This window comes from Streptomyces sp. NPDC055400, assembly GCF_053644375.1.
This window is the reverse complement of record NZ_JBSHLM010000004.1, coordinates 104,584-119,795: the sequence shown is the minus strand read 5'-3', so window position 1 is coordinate 119,795 and position 15,212 is coordinate 104,584. Positions and strand designations below refer to the sequence as shown.

Below are 15,212 nucleotides of genomic sequence, written 5' to 3'. Positions count from 1 at the left end.
AACTACCTCTCGGTGTTCTCTGATGTGCCGTCAACGACCGGCGGCGCATTACGCCGGGTGTCCGGCTGCCAGGTTCCCTCGTCCTCAACGAGGTAGTCGGGCCGCGAACCCTGTGCTTGGCTGCGCCCTCCGTCGGGGCGAGCGCCCTGAGGCGTAGCTCCGCCGTGTCCTGCCTGGCCCGTACGGTGCGATTCCTCTGGTGCAGCGCCGGCAGCAGGCCCCTGGCCGCGTACCAGGCCTGAGCCACCCGAACTGAAAGCACGACTGTTCGCACGGCCTGGCTGCTGTGGACGACCGCCCACGATGCCGCCGTTCTCGCCAGTCGCTCCAGCCACCCTGCGGCCCGCAGCAGTCCCCTGGGGGTTCCCGCTCGCGCCGATGGTGGTCGGCTTGGCACCCGTCGGACCCTGCCCTGTGGCGTTCCGGCTGTTGGCTACGCCCTCAGTCCCAATCACGTTGCCGCGGGGAATTCCCTTCGCAGGCTGACCCGTTACTGGTTGGGGTCGGCCTCCCATCACACCGTTATTGGTCGGCAAGCGGCCGCTCGGAGTGCCGGTCCGTCCCGTGGAGGTGGCGTTCTGGCCCGGCATCATCGGACCACGCGCGCCAGGCGTCGATGGGCGACCCAAGGCGTTCTCCGAAGGCATGCCTCCGGGTCGCACAGTTCCCTTGGCGTTCGGCGAGATCCCACGCGCCGTAGGTCCGGTGCCACGCCCGGTGAGGGGGCCTTGGCCTCGGTTGCTTCCGTACGCGGGCGAGACAGGAATGACGGGACCAGTGACCAGCGGCGGGGTGACGTTGGGCCCCATCACGCTCGGTCCGGGCTGCGCCGGGCCCGGAGGCGTCACCGGCGGTTTGACGTCGGGGAGCGTACCGACCGAGTCGATGCCCATATGCGTTGGACGCTCGTCGATGACCGGGGTGGGCTGCTCTGGCGTGACAGAGCCTCGGCGCACCGGGGTCACGCCCGGCCTAACTACCGCGTCTGGCACCACAGTTCCGGTTACAGGGGCCGTCCGACGGGCCGCTCCTCCGTACCCCTCCGTACTGTCACGCTGGCTAACCTCCGGCACAAACGCCATAGGCGGCGGCGGGAACTTCGGCCTCGGCAAGGCATCCATCTGCGTAGAGGACAGCGAATACGCTTGCCCCAGCTTCCGCATCTCGCCGGCGGCTTCCTGCCGCACCTTCTCCTTGTCCGCCGCGATCGCCTGCAGTTCGCTCGACGACTTGCGCGCGACGGCTGCGGCGTCCGGGTCGTTGTGAGCAGCGGTTGCGGCGTCCAGGTTCGCCTTGGCGCTCGCCTTGTCACGCGGGATGGAGGCCTGCGCGGTACCGATCGCTTCCGATGCGCGAGTCAGCCATTTCGCTGAATCCTGGCTGAAATCGCCCAGCGCCAAGGTCGCATTGGCCAAATCTCCCGACCAGGTGCGAAATGCCTCCGCGCCCTCACCCTTCCACTTCACCCACTGGGGGCGAACCTTCAGGTCCTCAGCGATCGAGTGGATCTCTTTGGCCGCTGCCTTGAGCTTTTCAGCAGCGGCCTGCACCGATCCTGAGTTCGCTTGATCGAGCCAGTCGAGCATCGCTTCGTGGCTCATGCCGTCGAACGGGTCTCGTGCCATCAGGCCGCTCCATGCTTGTTACCGGCACTGGGGGTCGCCTCGGGCTTCGGCGACGACGAAGAAGCGGGCTCATCCGGCTTGCTCTTGGTGCCCTCGGCATCTTCCTTGCCGATGTCATCCATTTTCGGCCCCTCCCCCTGATGCCACAGCTTGGACTTCTCCGGGTCGTAATCGCCCCCGTAGTGGTCCTTCGTCTCCGCCGCGATCGCTGCCATCCGGTCGCGGATGTCGGTGTCGATGTTCGAGTAGCCCTTGTGGGAAGCGAGCACCGCGATCCCCATGCCCTCGATGGAGTCGGACAGGACCTTCGACAGGTTCTCCAGCTGCGTGAGTACTGTCTGGTACGACGTGAACAGACCGGCGGCGTCGCCCCAACCGCCCGCGCCGCCCCCGAACTGATGGCGGCTGAGCGGTTCCTGGCCGATCTTCTTCGGTCCCGCGTCCGACCCGCTGAGGTCCTTGATGAGCTGATCAACCCGCTGCTGGAACTTGGTGAACGACTCCAGCTCGGTGACGATGTCACCCACCGCCGCCTGCGCAGCCCCCACCGCTCCGAGTACGCCGAAGAAGGCCCACGGCGACTCGCTGCCGCCGCCCTTGTCCGCTGCCTCTGCCATCGCGTCCTCCCCGTTCCCCGCGTCCCCGTGTCCCGTACAGACCGCTCGTCGAGCGGCGGCGGCCGGCGTCGTTCAGACCGCTCGTCCCGTCGTGTCGTCCGCCGAAGGTCATCGGCCGGCGCCCTCGTCTACGAAGTCTCGACAACAACTCTAGCCAAACGCACTGTCAGTTCACACGCCGCCCGTTGCAGAGTCCATCGACATCGCGTCACACAACGACACGTCACGTCACAAGTTGCAACGGGCAATGGGGGCTTGGAGATTCACTCCGTTGACGACGCCATCGCCGGAGCGGACGCCTTCGTCACCACCGCCGCCTGCGGCCGGATCGGCAGACGGTTCACCGGGCGGCCCGTGGCCGCGCGGACCGCTGAGGCCACCGCCGCCGGGGACGCGACCACCGGGACCGCGCTGGCCGCCTTCGCTCCGAAGGGGGCCACTACGTCCCGTTCCTCGACCAGTTTCACGATGCGGATGTCGGGGGCGTCCAGGGACGTCGGGAGTGCGTAGCCCGTGAAGTCGGGGTGGCGGACCAGGCCCCTGGGGGTGCGGAGGTTCTCCGTGAGGGCCGCGCCCACGCCCTGCGTGACGCCCGCTTCGATACGGGCCGCCAGCTGGGCGGGGTTGAGGACCCGGCCCACGTCCTGGGCTACCGCGAGCTCCACCACCCGTACCGAACCGAGTTCGATGTCCACGTCGACCACCGCGCGGATCGCGCAGAACGCGAGGCCCACGAAGGCGTCGCCCTGGCCGTCGGCGTCGAGGGGTTCGGTGGGGTGCGGGCGGCACTGGGCCGTGGCCCACAGTTCCTTGCCGTCCATGGCCTCGGTGACCGTCGTCGAGAGGACTCCGTCGTACGACGTGATCTTGCCGTCGGCGATCTGGAGCAGCTCCGTGGACATGCCGAACTTGTGGGCGAGGGGCTGGAGGAGTTGGGTGCGGACCATTTTCGCCGCCCGTTCCACCGCTCCGCCGGAGACCCACGTGTGGCGGCCCCGGCAACCCGGGCCCGCCGGCGGCTGGTCCGTGTCGACGGGGGCGACCTGGACCTCGTCGATGCCGAGGGTGTCCTGGACGATCTGGCGGGCCAGGGTCGTGAAGCCCTGGCCGGTTTCGACCGCCGCGCAGATGACCGTCGCCACGCCGTCGTGGACCTTCACCGTCGCCGTCGACACCTCGTCGGTGCCTTCCGCGCCGAGCATGTGCACCATCCCGATGCCGTAGCCGACGCCGCGGCGCACCGCACCCGGCTCGCCCGCGCCCTCGGGGCCGCCGGGCAGCAGCCACTGGTCCTCGGGGGTGTCCCTGGGGAGCTCCGGGAGCGGGAAGTCCCGCACCGCGCCAAGGAGTTCGGCGACCGGCGCCGGGCACGTCACCGTCTGTCCGGTCGGGAGCACGTCGCCCGTAGCCATGGCGTTGCGCAGGCGCAGCTCCGCCGGGTCGATGCCGAGCTTCTTCGCCAGCTTGTCCATCTGCGCCTCGTACGCGGCGCAGACCTGGAGGGCACCCTCTCCGCGTACGTGGCCGGACGGCGGGTTGTTCGTACGTACCGCCCAGCCCTCGATGAAGGCGTGCGGGACGACGTACGGGCCGCAGGCGAAGGAGACCGCGGCGGCGAGCGCCTCCGAGGACGTGTCGGCGTACGCGCCCGCGTCGAGGAGGATCTGCGCCTCGACCTTGACCAGCTTGCCCTCGGCGTCCGCGTGGTGGCGGTAGCGCAGGAGGGTGGGGTGGCGGTGGGTGTGGCCGAGGAAGGACTCCTCGCGCGTAGCGGTGAGTTTGACCGGGCAGCCGGTCCTCAACGCGAGTAGTCCGAGCGGGAGTTGGAAGCTCTGGTCCTCGCGGTCGCCGGTCGCGCCGGGCACGCCCGTGACGACGACCTTCACGCGCTCGGGTTCGAGGCCGTAGCGGGCGGCGGCGAGGTCGCGGTCGCCGTGCGGGTCGGTGGAGGCGATGTAGAGCTCCACTCCCCCGTCGGGCCGCGGGACGGCGAGGCCGGCCTCGGCGCCGATGGGGGCCGGGTCCTGGCGGCCGATGCGGTACTGGCCCTCGACAACGATTTCGCCGACCGCGTCCTGGTCGCCGTGGCGCAGGGGGATGTGGCGGATGAGGTTGCCGTCGGGGTGCAGGGGCTCGGCGGCGAAGGACTGCTCGGGGTCGGTGACCGGTTCGAGCAGCTCGTACTCGACGATGACGGCCGCGGCCGCCATGCGCGCGGTGTCCGGGTGGTCGGCGGCGACGGCGGCGATGGCCTCGCCGTGATGGCGTACGACGTCGGAGGCGAACACCGGGCGGTCCGCGGCGCGGTGGCCGGGCAGGGGCGCTCCGGGGACGTCCTCGTGCGTGATGACCGCCCGTACACCGGGCATCTCCCGCGCGTGGGTCGTGTCGATGGAGAGGATCCGCGCGTGCGGGTGCGGGGAGCGCAGGACGGCCGCCCACAGCAGGCCCTCGGCCCACAGGTCGGCCGCGTACGGGAAGGTGCCCTCCGTCTTGGCGCGCGCCTCGGCGGCCGCCAGGGAGGCCCCGAGGCCGTGCGGCAGCGGCTCGGCCACGGGGGCCGCGGGCGCGGTGGCTGCTGCTTCGTCACTCACGCCAGGCCTCCGTCCTGAATACCTTCGGTCGCGCTGGGTCCCGCCTGGTGCGGGATACGGGCTGCGCCCCCGGCGTCACCCGCAAAGGCGGCCGGGCCCGTCGAGTCCGTCTCGGCGGCCGCGGCCGTCGCCGTCGCCTCGCGTTCCGTGACGACCTGCTGTACGGCGTCCAGGATCCCGCGGTAGCCGGAACAGCGGCACAGGTTGCCGCACAGCGCCTGCCGGGTCTCCAGCTCGGTGGGGGCCGGGTTGCCCTCAAGGAGGTCGTGCACCGTCATCGCCATGCCGGGCACGCAGAACCCGCACTGGACGGCGCAGCCGCCGGCGAGGGCGCGCTGCACGTCGGAGGGCTGTCCGTCGGCGGCCAGGCCCTCCACGGTGCGTACTTCGCTGCCGGCCGCGGTGGCGCCGGGCACGAGGCAGGAGGCTACGAGGCGGCCGTCGACCTGCACGTTGCAGGCGCCGCACTCGCCCTGCGAGCAGCCGTCCTTGGCCCCGGCGAGGCCGAGGCGTTCGCGCAGGACGTAGAGCAGGGACTCGCCGATCCAGGCGCCGGTGACGGGGCGGTCGGTGCCGTTGACCCGCAGGACGTAGGAGGCGAGGGGGTGGTCGTCGTGGAGAGGGGCGACCACGGCGTCGGGGTCGGGCTCGTCGGGGGTGGCGTCCTCGGGGGCAGGGGCTTCGGCGGCCTCAGGGGTCTCGGGACCCTCGTCGGCCTCAGGAGCCTCCTGGACCTCACGGAGCTCGGAAGCCTCGGCGGCCGGCATCCGCACCGGCCCCTCCGCCGGCTCGGCAGCCACGTCCGCGAACGCGTGCGCCTCGTCGGCCACGGTCCCGACCGGCTCGGTTTCGCCGTGTACGTCGCGTACGTCGTCTGCGTTCCCCTGTGCCGGCTCCGGCTCCGGCGCGAACTCGGGCTCAGGCTCCCCCGCCGGCTCCCGCGCCCATTCCTCCGCCGCCCAGGGCGCGACCGCGCCCCCCGGCAGCGTCGCCGGAGGCGTCCGGCCCCACTGCGCGGCGAGGGACGACGTGGTGAACTCGCCCGACTCGTCCGGAAGATCCCCCTCGGCGATCACCGGGATCGACCACTGCCCGGTCTGCCCGGCCTGCCCCGCCGGTTCGGCCTGCCTCGCAGGTTCGGCCACCGGATGCTCGTGGGCGGGCGGCTGCTCGACGTCCGAGAAGTTCCACTGCCCGGTCGCCCCGGCCCCGTGGCCGTACGAAGGCATCGCCTCCGGAGCCGCCGGCTCGATGCGTTCCGCGTGTTCCGCGTGTTCGGCAGGTTCGGGCCAGTGCACCTCACCCGTAGCCGCCCCCGTGGGCGCCGCCTGCGCGCCCGTCAGGTCGGGCGGCAGCACCCACACGCCCGTCGCCGCCGGGTCCGTGGCCGCGGGGCCGCCGGGCGCGATGGTGATCTGCGGCGGCACGTAGCCGTGTCCCGGCGCGGCCAGCGGCACGTCGGGGAGGCCGCCCTCGGGGAGCTGCACGAAGGCGGTGGCGTCCGCGTCGTAGTCGCCCTGGGGCAGCGGCTCCCAGCCGCCGCCCTGGTGGCCACCGTGGTTGTGCTCGTCAGTCACGACAGCGCCCTCCCAAGTGCACGTCGGGCCAGCGCGGCGACCGTGCGCCGCAGGTGCAGTACGGCGGGCGGCAGCTGTTCCTGGGTGCCGTCCGGCGCCGGGGCGGCGTCGGGGATGCAGGCCGCGGCGACGTACTCGCCGAACGCGGTCAGCGCCTCGGGCACGAGCATCCGCTCGCCGTCCCAGTCGATGAGCGAGGCCACCCACTGCTCGGCCTCCAGGGGCCGCAGCGGCATGGGCGCGACGGCGCCGACCGCGCACCGTACGCCGCGCCTCGCGGGGTCGAGGACGAGCGCGACGGACGCGAGGGCGCGGCCGGGGCCGGTGCGGCCGGTGGCCTTGAGGAAGGTCTGCGGGGCGTGCAGGAGCGGCACGCGTACGAAGCCGATGAGCTCGCCGGGGCTGAGCATCTCCATGCCCGCGAGCAGGTGGGAGACGGGGACCTCGCGCCGCGCGCCGCCGGGGCCCGCGATGATGAGGGTCGCTTCGAGGGCGGCCAGGACCGGCAGGGTGTCGCCGGTCGCGGCGGCGGAGGCGATGTTGCCGCCGAGGGTGCCCGCGTTACGGATCTGGGGCGGTCCGGCGGCGCGGGCCGCGGCCGCGAGGGCGGGGATCAGGGCGGCAAAGTCGGGGCGTCCGATGCGGGCGTGGGTGAGGCCGGCGCCGAGCAGGGCGTGACCGTCCTGGTACTGCCAGCCGCGGATCTCGCTGATGCGGCCGAGGCCGACGAGGGCGGCGGGGCGCAGCAGTCCGGCGTTGACCGAGGCCATCAGATCGGTGCCGCCCGCGACCGGGACCGCGGCGGGCATGGCGGAGAGTGCTGCCACGGCCTCGTCCAGCGAGCCCGGGAGCGTCACGGCCTGCGTTGCGTGCGTGGTCAAACCGGCTGCCCCTTCCCGATGTCCGGCACTTCGCCCGGCGGCTTCGGCTGGTGAACCGTCGTTCGCGCCGTTACGCCTGTTCCGCCGTACGGTACGTGCTGACAGGCCGGACGTGGCAACTCTGGCACATCTTCCCGGGGGCCCGGCGAGGGGGTCCGCTAGGAGGCTTTCGCCCCGGGGACCAGGGAGATGGGTCGTTTTCGCCCCTGGTCACCGGTCGGCGCCCATTGCCACTCTTCGGTGATTTTTGTAAGGCTTTTTCGTGCGGTCCCACGGTCCCAGGGCCGGAGCCCCGGGGCACGCGTACGGCGGGCGTCTCACACGTTCGGGGGCGCCCCCTCGATCGGGCGTCCGAGCACACCCGGTCGCTGCTGCCACGGAAGGGGGCCCGTGGGCGGGCGGTAGCCGACGCCGAGGGCGTCGAGGCGGGCGTAGTGGGCGGTCATGCGGCGCCGGAAGTCCGCGTAGTCGCGCTCGGCGGGTGCGGGCAGGGCGCTCCAGGCGACCTCGGCGAACGCGGCCAGGCGTGGGAACACCTGGTAGTCGACGCGCTCCTGGCTCTCCATCACCTCGGTCCACACGTTGGCCTGGGTGCCGAGGACGTGCCGCGCCTCGTCCTCGGTGAGCTGCGGGGGGACGGGCTCGAAGCGGTAGACGTCCTCCAGCGTGCGGACGTATCCGATGGGCATCGGCTCGTCGTCGCCCGGCGCCTGACGGTGGTCCAGGTACACCTGCTGCTCGGGGCACATGACGACGTCGTGTCCGGCGCGGGCCGCGGTGATGCCGCCCTGGTAGCCGCGCCAGGACGACACGGCGGCGCCGGGCGCGAGGCCGCCCTCCAGGATCTCGTCCCAGCCGATCAGGCGGCGGCCGCGTTCGGTGAGCCAGGTGTCGAAGTGCCGGATGAACCAGGACTGCAGCTCCTCCTCGTCCTTCAGGCCGAGTTCGGCGATCCGGGCCTGCGCGGCGGGCGACTGCTTCCACTGGTCCTTGGGGCACTCGTCGCCGCCGATGTGAATGAACGGCGAGACGTCGGCGGGGAAGAGGCCGAGGAGTTCCTCGAATACGCCCTCGTAGAAGCGCAGGGTGTGGTCGGTCGGCGCGAGTACGTTCGGGGTTACTCCCCAGTTGTCCCAGACGGTGAGCGAGGCGGTGTCGACGACGTCCGTGTTGCCGAGTTCCGGATAGGCCGCGATGGCCGCCTGGGAGTGGCCCGGGACATCGATCTCGGGGACGACGCGGATATGCCGCTGGGCGGCGTACGCGACGATCTCGCGGATGTCGTCCTGCGTGTAGAAGCCGCCGTGCGGACGGTCGTCCCACAAAGGTGAGGCGCGGTGGCCGAATTTCGTGCGTGCGCGCCAGGCTCCGTGCTCCGTGAGCCTGGGATGGCGCTTGATCTCGACGCGCCATCCCTGGTCGTCGGTGAGGTGGAAGTGGAAGACGTTCAGTTTGTGCGCGGCGAGCAGGTCGAGATAGCGCAGGACGCCGTCCTTGGGCATGAAGTGGCGTGACACGTCGAGCATCAGGCCGCGCCAGGCGAAGCGGGGGGCGTCCTCGACGGTGCCGGTGGGGACCGTCCATGTGCGGCCCGGACCGACGGGCGCGCGCCGGAACGCGTCGGGGCCGAGGAGCTGACGGAACGTCTGGGCTCCCCAGAAGACACCGGCCGCGCTGCCGCCCTCGATACGGACCGCCCGCCGGCCGACACTCATCCGGTAGGCCTCCGGGCCGAGTTCCGTGTCGATGCGCAGCTCGATACGGGTGTCGCCGTCACGCAGGTCGACGCCGGTGCCGGCGTCGTTCAGGGCGAGGCCGGTGGCCGCTCCGACGGTGGAGCGCAGCCAGCGGGCGACGCCCTCGGTGCCCGCGCCGGCGTCGATCGTGGTGGTGTCGCCGAGTTCGTGGAGGCCGTCGCCGGGCGCCGTCCGGCGGGGTGCGGGAATGAGATCTGCCGAGGTCACTGACATCAGTCCTTAACCGCGCCGCCGAGCCCGGACACCAGGCGCCGCTGTACGAGTACGAAGAAGACCAGTACCGGAATGGTCATTACCGTCGACGCCGCCATGATGCCGCCCCAGTCGTTCTCATCGGGTTTGAAGAAGACGAGCAGGGCCATGGGCAGGGTCGACTGCGAGGTGTCGCTGATGATGAAGGACTTCGCGAACAGGAAGTCGTTCCAGGTGGAGATGAACGAGAACACGCTGGTCGCCACGAGACCGGGAAAGACCAGCGGGAAAAGGATCTGCCAGAGGAACCTGGTGCGGCTCGCGCCGTCGATGTACGCCGCCTCCTCGAGCGCTTCAGGGACGGCCTTCACAAAGCCCCGGAGCATCCACACGGCGAACGGCAGCGAGAACGCCAGGTGCGGCAGGATCAGTGAGCCCAGCGTGTTGAGCTGCCCGAAATCCCGCATGAGGAAGAAGAGCGGAATGGTGAGGGCCTCGACGGGCACCATCTGCGCCACCAGGAACATGATGAGAAGCGTCGTGCGGAACCTGAACCGGAACCTTGTCACCGCGGTCGCCGCGAGGAATGCGACGAGGGCGGAGAGCACGACGACGGTGCCCGCGACGATCAGGCTGTTGAGGAAGTACCGGCCGAATTCCTGCTGTTGGAAGACGCGCCGGAAGGAGTCGAGGGACGGCGCGAGCGTCCAGGGCCTCGGCTCGGCCGACTCGATCTCCCCGGCCGGCTTGAAGGCGCCGAGCACCATCCAGTAGAGGGGGAAGGCGACGACGAGAGCGATCAGGAGAGCGGACGCCTCGGCAGCGAGCCGCCACGGCCGCCGCACCCTCACCCGGACCCGTACGGACCTCACAGCGCGCACGGGACTCGCAGCGCGTACGGAGCTCACAGCTCCTCCCCTCTGCGGCGCAGGATCCGCAGGTAGCCGAGCGTGACGGCGAGCAGGATCAGCAGCATGACGACGCCGATCGCCGAGCCGAGGCTGTACTGGCTCGACGCGAAGGCCTTCTGGTACGCGTACACGTTGAGCACGAGGTTCTGGCCCGCGATGCCGCCGCCGTTGGTCATGACGTAGATCTGGGTGAACACCTTGAAGTCCCAGATGACCGACTGGACGGTGACGACGAGGAGGATCGGCCGCAGCATCGGCGCGAGCACCGAGCGCCAGATCCGCCACTGCGAGGCCCCGTCGAGGGCCGCCGCCTCGACGACCTCCTCCGGGACCGCCCTGATGCCCGCGTACACGGTGACCATCACGAACGGGAAGGAGCACCACACCACTTCGAGCAGGACGAGTGCGAAGGCGCTGTAGCGGCCGTACGTCCACGAGAAGTCGCCGAGCCCCAACACCCGGTTGACCGGGCCGAAGTCCGGGTCGAAGAGGAACATCCAGACCGTGGAGCCGGTGACGGCGGGGGTCGCCCAGGCGCCGAGCGCGGCCAGCATCAGGGCGAGCCGGGGCAGGGCGCGTACGCGGGTGAGCAGGACGGCGAGGGCGCAGCCGACGGCGAGGGTGGAGACGACGCACACGGCGGCGAACAGGACCGTGGCGAGCAGCACCTGCCGGAACTGCTCGTCGGCGAAGAGCGTCGCGTAGTTCCCGAGCCCCTGGAACGTGGTCGGTTCGCCGCCGCTGACCTGGGCCTGGGTGTATTCGAGGAACGAGATCAGGCCGAGTTGGCAGACGGGGTAGACGAGGAGCCCGCCGAGGAGGAGCAGGGCGGGGGCGAGATAGAGCCAGGGGGTCCAGGCGCCGGTGCGGCGGGCGGTGGTGGTGGCCACGCGGTCAGCCCGCGGTGCGGAAGGCGGCGTCCATCTTCTTCGCCGCGTCCCGCGAGGCCGTCGCCACGTCCTTACGTCCGCTGACGATCTCCTGGAACATGGTCGGCAGGACGAGCGAGGCGTCTATCTGGCCCCACGCGGGCGAGGCGGGCACGAACCTGGCGCCGGCGCCGAGGGTCTTGATGAAGGGCGCGACGAAGGGCTCCTTCTTCGCGACGCTCTCGCGGACGTCCGTGTACGTGGGCAGGAAGCCCATCGCGTCGAAGAGTTCGCCCTGCGTCTTCTTCGAGGCGAGGCTCTTCATGAGGTCGACGGCGAGCGTGCGGTGCGAGGTGCTCCTGAGGACGCCGATGTTGTTGCCGCCCGCGAAGGCCGGCGCGATGTCGCCCTTGTCCGCGCCGGGCAGCGGCACGACGGCGTACTTGCCCTTGACCTTGCCGTCCTCCATGGCCTGGTGACTGAAGTCGCCGCCGATGGCCATGCCGGCCTTGCCGGAGGCGAAGGCGGTGACGGTGTCGTTGCCGCCCATGCCGGCGCACTTGGCCGCGGGACAGTTGTCGCCGCCGAAGAGGGACGTGTAGGCCTCGATGCCCTTGCGCGCGGCCGGGCTGTCGATGGCCGACTCGTAGGATCCGCCCTTCTTCTCGGCGAGTTCGCCGCCCTGGGACCAGATGAACGGCATCGCGCCGTACGTGTACGCGCCGCCGACCGCGAAGCCGTACAGGTCCGGCCTGGCCTTGTGGATCTTCCGTGCCGTGGCGGCGAGCTGGGCCTGTGTCGTCGGGACGCCGAGCTTGAGGTCCTTGAAGACGTCGGTGCGGTAGTAGAGGGCGCGCACGCCGACGAAGTAGGGGGCGCCGTAGATCTTTCCGCCGACGGTCACGGACTCCTCGGCCGTCGGGTCGGTGTCCTTGGCCTCGGACCAGGCGCCGAACTCCTTGGTCACGTCGGCGAGGCCGCCGTCCTTGACGTATCCGGCGGTGTCGGTGTTGCCGTACTCGATGACGTCGGGGGCGCTCTTCGGGTCGTTGAAAGCGGCCTTGATCTTCTCGGCGCGGGTCTCGACGGGTATGTACTCGACCTTGACGTCGGCGCCCTTGTGGTCCTTCTCGAAGGCGGCGACGGCCGCGTCGACGACCTTCTGCTTCGGCTGGTTGTTGACCTCCTGGAAGAGCCAGACACGCAGGGTCCCGCTCTTGTCGTCCCCGGCGGAGCCGTTGTCCGAGGTCCCGGGGGCGCAGGCGGTGGCGAGGGCAAGTGCGGCCAGGGGCAAGGCCATTCGGACGGGGAGCTTCATGGGGCAGCCTCCGAAGTGTCGTTGCAACATACGCAATGGCGGTTTTGCTGTGCACAACACAGAGGAGGCTAGGAGGTCCAGACCACTGAGCGCAACGGTCGCGCAGGCAGCACAAAGGCCCCCATGGCGCGACAGATGCGCACCTCGGGGGCCTTTCGCAGCAGCCTCAGGAACCTTCCGCGGCGACGCGAACCGCCGCTTCCCGCCCTCTCGCTCCTGCCTCTACTTCTTGTCCTTGCCGCCCTTGTCCTTGTCGCCGCCGGCGCCCATGGACTCGTAGATCTCCTTGCACATGGGACACACGGGGTACTTCTTCGGGTCCCGGCCCGGCACCCAGACCTTGCCGCAGAGCGCGACGACCGGCGTCCCCTCGAGGGCGCTCGCCATGATCTTGTCCTTCTGGACATAGTGGGCGTAGCGCTCGTGGTCGCCGTCACCGTGCGACGTCTGCGGCGTCGGCTCTACGAGGGTCCCCGTACCTGTCCCGCGCTCGGGCTCAAGAGTGCTCATAAAGGCCAAGGGTACTTAAGCGCCGGGAGAAGGGGCAGCGGCCTCGGGGTGAAGGGCCCGCACGCCCGGTTTCCGCCGGTCACGGCACCGGCCGGCGGCCTCAGTTGAGCGACGGATCGTCCGGGTAGGTCGCCACCATCGCCAGGTCGCTGCGCTGGCGGCGCAGCACCGCGCGCCACAGCCCTTCGGGGTCCGTCGACGAGACGTCGCCCGGCTCCGACTCGACGACGTACCAGGCGCCGTCCGTCAGCTCGGACTCCAGCTGGCGCGGGCCCCAGCCGGCGTACCCCGCGAAGATCCGCAGGGATCCGAGGGCGGAGGCGAGCAGCTCGGGAGGGGCCTCCAGGTCGACCAGGCCGATCGCGCCGTGGACGCGGCGCCAGCCGAGGGGCCCTTCGTCGCCGGGGATCACCGCGACGCCGAGCGCCGAGTCGAGCGAGACCGGGCCGCCCTGGAAGACGACCCCCGGATCCCCGGCGAGCTCGCCCCAGCCCTCCAGGATGTCCCCGACCCCGACCGGCGTGGGCCGGTTGAGGACGACGCCGAGCGAGCCCTCCTCGTCGTGGTCGAGGAGCAGCACGACCGCCCGGTCGAAGTTCGGGTCCGCGAGGGCGGGTGTGGCCACGAGCAGCCGCCCTGTGAGCGAGGACACCTCGGTCATGCCAGACATGATCCCGCATCTTGCCGCCGAGCGGGGAGTCAATGCCCCTTCCCGGGTGCGCCCAGCTCAGAGACGCCTCGCGCGCCCCGGGTGTGCGCCGTGAACCGCCTCCGGAAGGTGACCCTCCGCGCCCGTTTAGCGACATTTCGTGTTGTAGCGAAGTCATGACGTCCTCCCTGCGCACTTGGGCTTACGGAAGGGGGGTAGGCGGCCCTTACGCTTATGCCTTGGCCCGCCCAGCGGCCCGGCCCGAAAGGCCTCGCCCGACGGCTCCGCCCTGCGGGCCTGTCCATCTGTCCTGTCCATCTCATCGGAACGCGAGATTCATGACCGTCACCGACGATGTACTGCTTGTCCACGGCGGAACCCCGCTGGAGGGCGAGATCCGTGTCCGCGGCGCGAAGAACCTCGTGCCCAAGGCCATGGTCGCCGCGCTGCTCGGCAGCGAGCCGAGCCGGCTGCGCAACGTCCCGGACATCCGTGACGTCCGGGTCGTACGCGGCCTCCTCCAGCTGCACGGCGTGACGGTCCGCCCGGGTGAGGAACCCGGCGAGCTGATCATGGACCCGTCGCACGTGGAGAGCGCCAACGTCGCCGACATCGACGCGCACGCGGGCTCCTCGCGCATTCCGATCCTGCTGTGCGGGCCGCTCCTGCACCGGCTCGGCCACGCGTTCATCCCGGGTCTCGGCGGCTGCGACATCGGCGGCCGGCCGATCGACTTCCACTTCGAGGTGCTCCGCCAGTTCGGCGCGACCATCGAGAAGCGGGCGGACGGCCAGTACCTGGAGGCCCCGCAGCGGCTGCGCGGCACGAAGATCCGGCTGCCGTACCCGTCGGTCGGCGCGACCGAGCAGGTCCTCCTGACGGCCGTGCTGGCCGAGGGTGTGACCGAACTCTCGAACGCGGCCGTGGAGCCCGAGATCGAGGACCTCATCTGCGTCCTGCAGAAGATGGGCGCGATCATCGCCATGGACACCGACCGGACCATCCGGGTCACGGGTGTCGACAAGCTCGGCGGCTACACGCACCGCGCCCTCTCGGACCGCCTGGAGGCCGCGTCGTGGGCGTCGGCCGCGCTGGCGACCGAGGGCAACATCTACGTCCGCGGCGCCCAGCAGCGCTCGATGATGACGTTCCTGAACACCTACCGCAAGGTCGGCGGCGCCTTCGAGATCGACGACGAGGGCATCCGCTTCTGGCACCCGGGCGGCTCGCTGAAGTCGATCGCCCTGGAGACGGACGTCCACCCCGGCTTCCAGACCGACTGGCAGCAGCCGCTCGTCGTGGCCCTGACGCAGGCCTCGGGCCTGTCCATCGTCCACGAGACGGTCTACGAGTCCCGGCTGGGCTTCACGTCCGCGCTGAACCAGATGGGCGCGCACATCCAGCTCTACCGCGAGTGCCTGGGCGGCTCGGACTGCCGCTTCGGCCAGCGCAACTTCCTGCACTCCGCGGTCGTGTCGGGCCCGACGAAGCTCCAGGGCGCCGATCTGGTCATCCCCGACCTGCGCGGCGGCTTCTCGTACCTGATCGCCGCACTGGCCGCCCAGGGCACGAGCCGTGTCCACGGCATCGACCTGATCAACCGCGGCTACGAGAACTTCATGGAAAAGCTGGTGGAACTCGGCGCGAAGGTCGAGCTCCCGGGCAAGGCGCTCGGCTAGCGCCGAGCTGGGCGGTATTCGTCTGCGGCCCCC

12 protein-coding genes are annotated in these 15,212 nt (G+C 70.9%); 1 reads left to right on the top strand and 11 read right to left on the bottom strand.

What is annotated here, in order from left to right; all coding sequences use genetic code 11:
* Window positions 1–2: 2 nt before the first annotated feature.
* The 11 genes from ACWIGU_RS11785 to ACWIGU_RS11735 form a co-directional block, all read right to left on the bottom strand.
* A complete protein-coding gene (locus ACWIGU_RS11785) occupies window positions 3–1,625 on the bottom strand; it encodes a translation initiation factor IF-2 (protein WP_454399825.1) in 1,623 nt (540 codons plus the stop codon).
* Window positions 1,625–2,242 (bottom strand): hypothetical protein, encoded by a 618-nt coding sequence (locus ACWIGU_RS11780; RefSeq protein ID WP_454399823.1) that lies wholly within the window; start codon window positions 2,240–2,242, stop codon window positions 1,625–1,627. Before ACWIGU_RS11780 ends, ACWIGU_RS11785 begins: the two co-directional genes overlap by 1 nt.
* Before the next feature lie 263 nt (window positions 2,243–2,505).
* Window positions 2,506–4,836: a xanthine dehydrogenase family protein molybdopterin-binding subunit gene (locus ACWIGU_RS11775; RefSeq protein WP_454399821.1), complete on the bottom strand. Its 2,331-nt coding sequence runs from the start codon at window positions 4,834–4,836 to the stop codon at window positions 2,506–2,508.
* Window positions 4,833–6,413: a 2Fe-2S iron-sulfur cluster-binding protein gene (locus tag ACWIGU_RS11770; protein WP_454399819.1), complete on the bottom strand. Its 1,581-nt coding sequence runs from the start codon at window positions 6,411–6,413 to the stop codon at window positions 4,833–4,835. Before ACWIGU_RS11770 ends, ACWIGU_RS11775 begins: the two co-directional genes overlap by 4 nt.
* Window positions 6,410–7,294, bottom strand: a complete 885-nt coding sequence (locus ACWIGU_RS11765; protein ID WP_454399817.1) for an FAD binding domain-containing protein — start codon at window positions 7,292–7,294, stop codon at window positions 6,410–6,412. Before ACWIGU_RS11765 ends, ACWIGU_RS11770 begins: the two co-directional genes overlap by 4 nt.
* A 317-nt stretch (window positions 7,295–7,611) precedes the next feature.
* Entirely contained in the window at window positions 7,612–9,264 is a 1,653-nt protein-coding gene (locus ACWIGU_RS11760; RefSeq protein WP_454399816.1) for a beta-N-acetylhexosaminidase, read from the bottom strand.
* Window positions 9,264–10,151, bottom strand: coding sequence for a carbohydrate ABC transporter permease (locus ACWIGU_RS11755; protein WP_454399814.1), 888 nt, complete (start codon window positions 10,149–10,151; stop codon window positions 9,264–9,266). Before ACWIGU_RS11755 ends, ACWIGU_RS11760 begins: the two co-directional genes overlap by 1 nt.
* A complete protein-coding gene (locus tag ACWIGU_RS11750) occupies window positions 10,148–11,044 on the bottom strand; it encodes a carbohydrate ABC transporter permease (RefSeq protein ID WP_454399812.1) in 897 nt (298 codons plus the stop codon). The genes ACWIGU_RS11755 and ACWIGU_RS11750 overlap by 4 nt, the downstream gene beginning before the upstream one ends.
* 4 nt (window positions 11,045–11,048) lie before the next feature.
* A complete protein-coding gene (locus ACWIGU_RS11745) occupies window positions 11,049–12,341 on the bottom strand; it encodes an extracellular solute-binding protein (RefSeq protein WP_454399810.1) in 1,293 nt (430 codons plus the stop codon).
* 222 nt (window positions 12,342–12,563) lie between these two features.
* Entirely contained in the window at window positions 12,564–12,851 is a 288-nt protein-coding gene (locus tag ACWIGU_RS11740; protein WP_100593929.1) for a DUF3039 domain-containing protein, read from the bottom strand.
* 100 nt (window positions 12,852–12,951) lie between these two features.
* Window positions 12,952–13,512: a YqgE/AlgH family protein gene (locus ACWIGU_RS11735; protein WP_199841783.1), complete on the bottom strand. Its 561-nt coding sequence runs from the start codon at window positions 13,510–13,512 to the stop codon at window positions 12,952–12,954.
* A 326-nt stretch (window positions 13,513–13,838) separates the two neighbouring features.
* Between ACWIGU_RS11735 and murA the strand changes: the two genes are divergently transcribed.
* On the top strand, window positions 13,839–15,179 hold the full coding sequence (murA, locus tag ACWIGU_RS11730; RefSeq protein WP_100593927.1) for a UDP-N-acetylglucosamine 1-carboxyvinyltransferase: 1,341 nt from the start codon (window positions 13,839–13,841) through the stop codon (window positions 15,177–15,179).
* The last annotated feature ends 33 nt before the right edge of the window (window positions 15,180–15,212 follow it).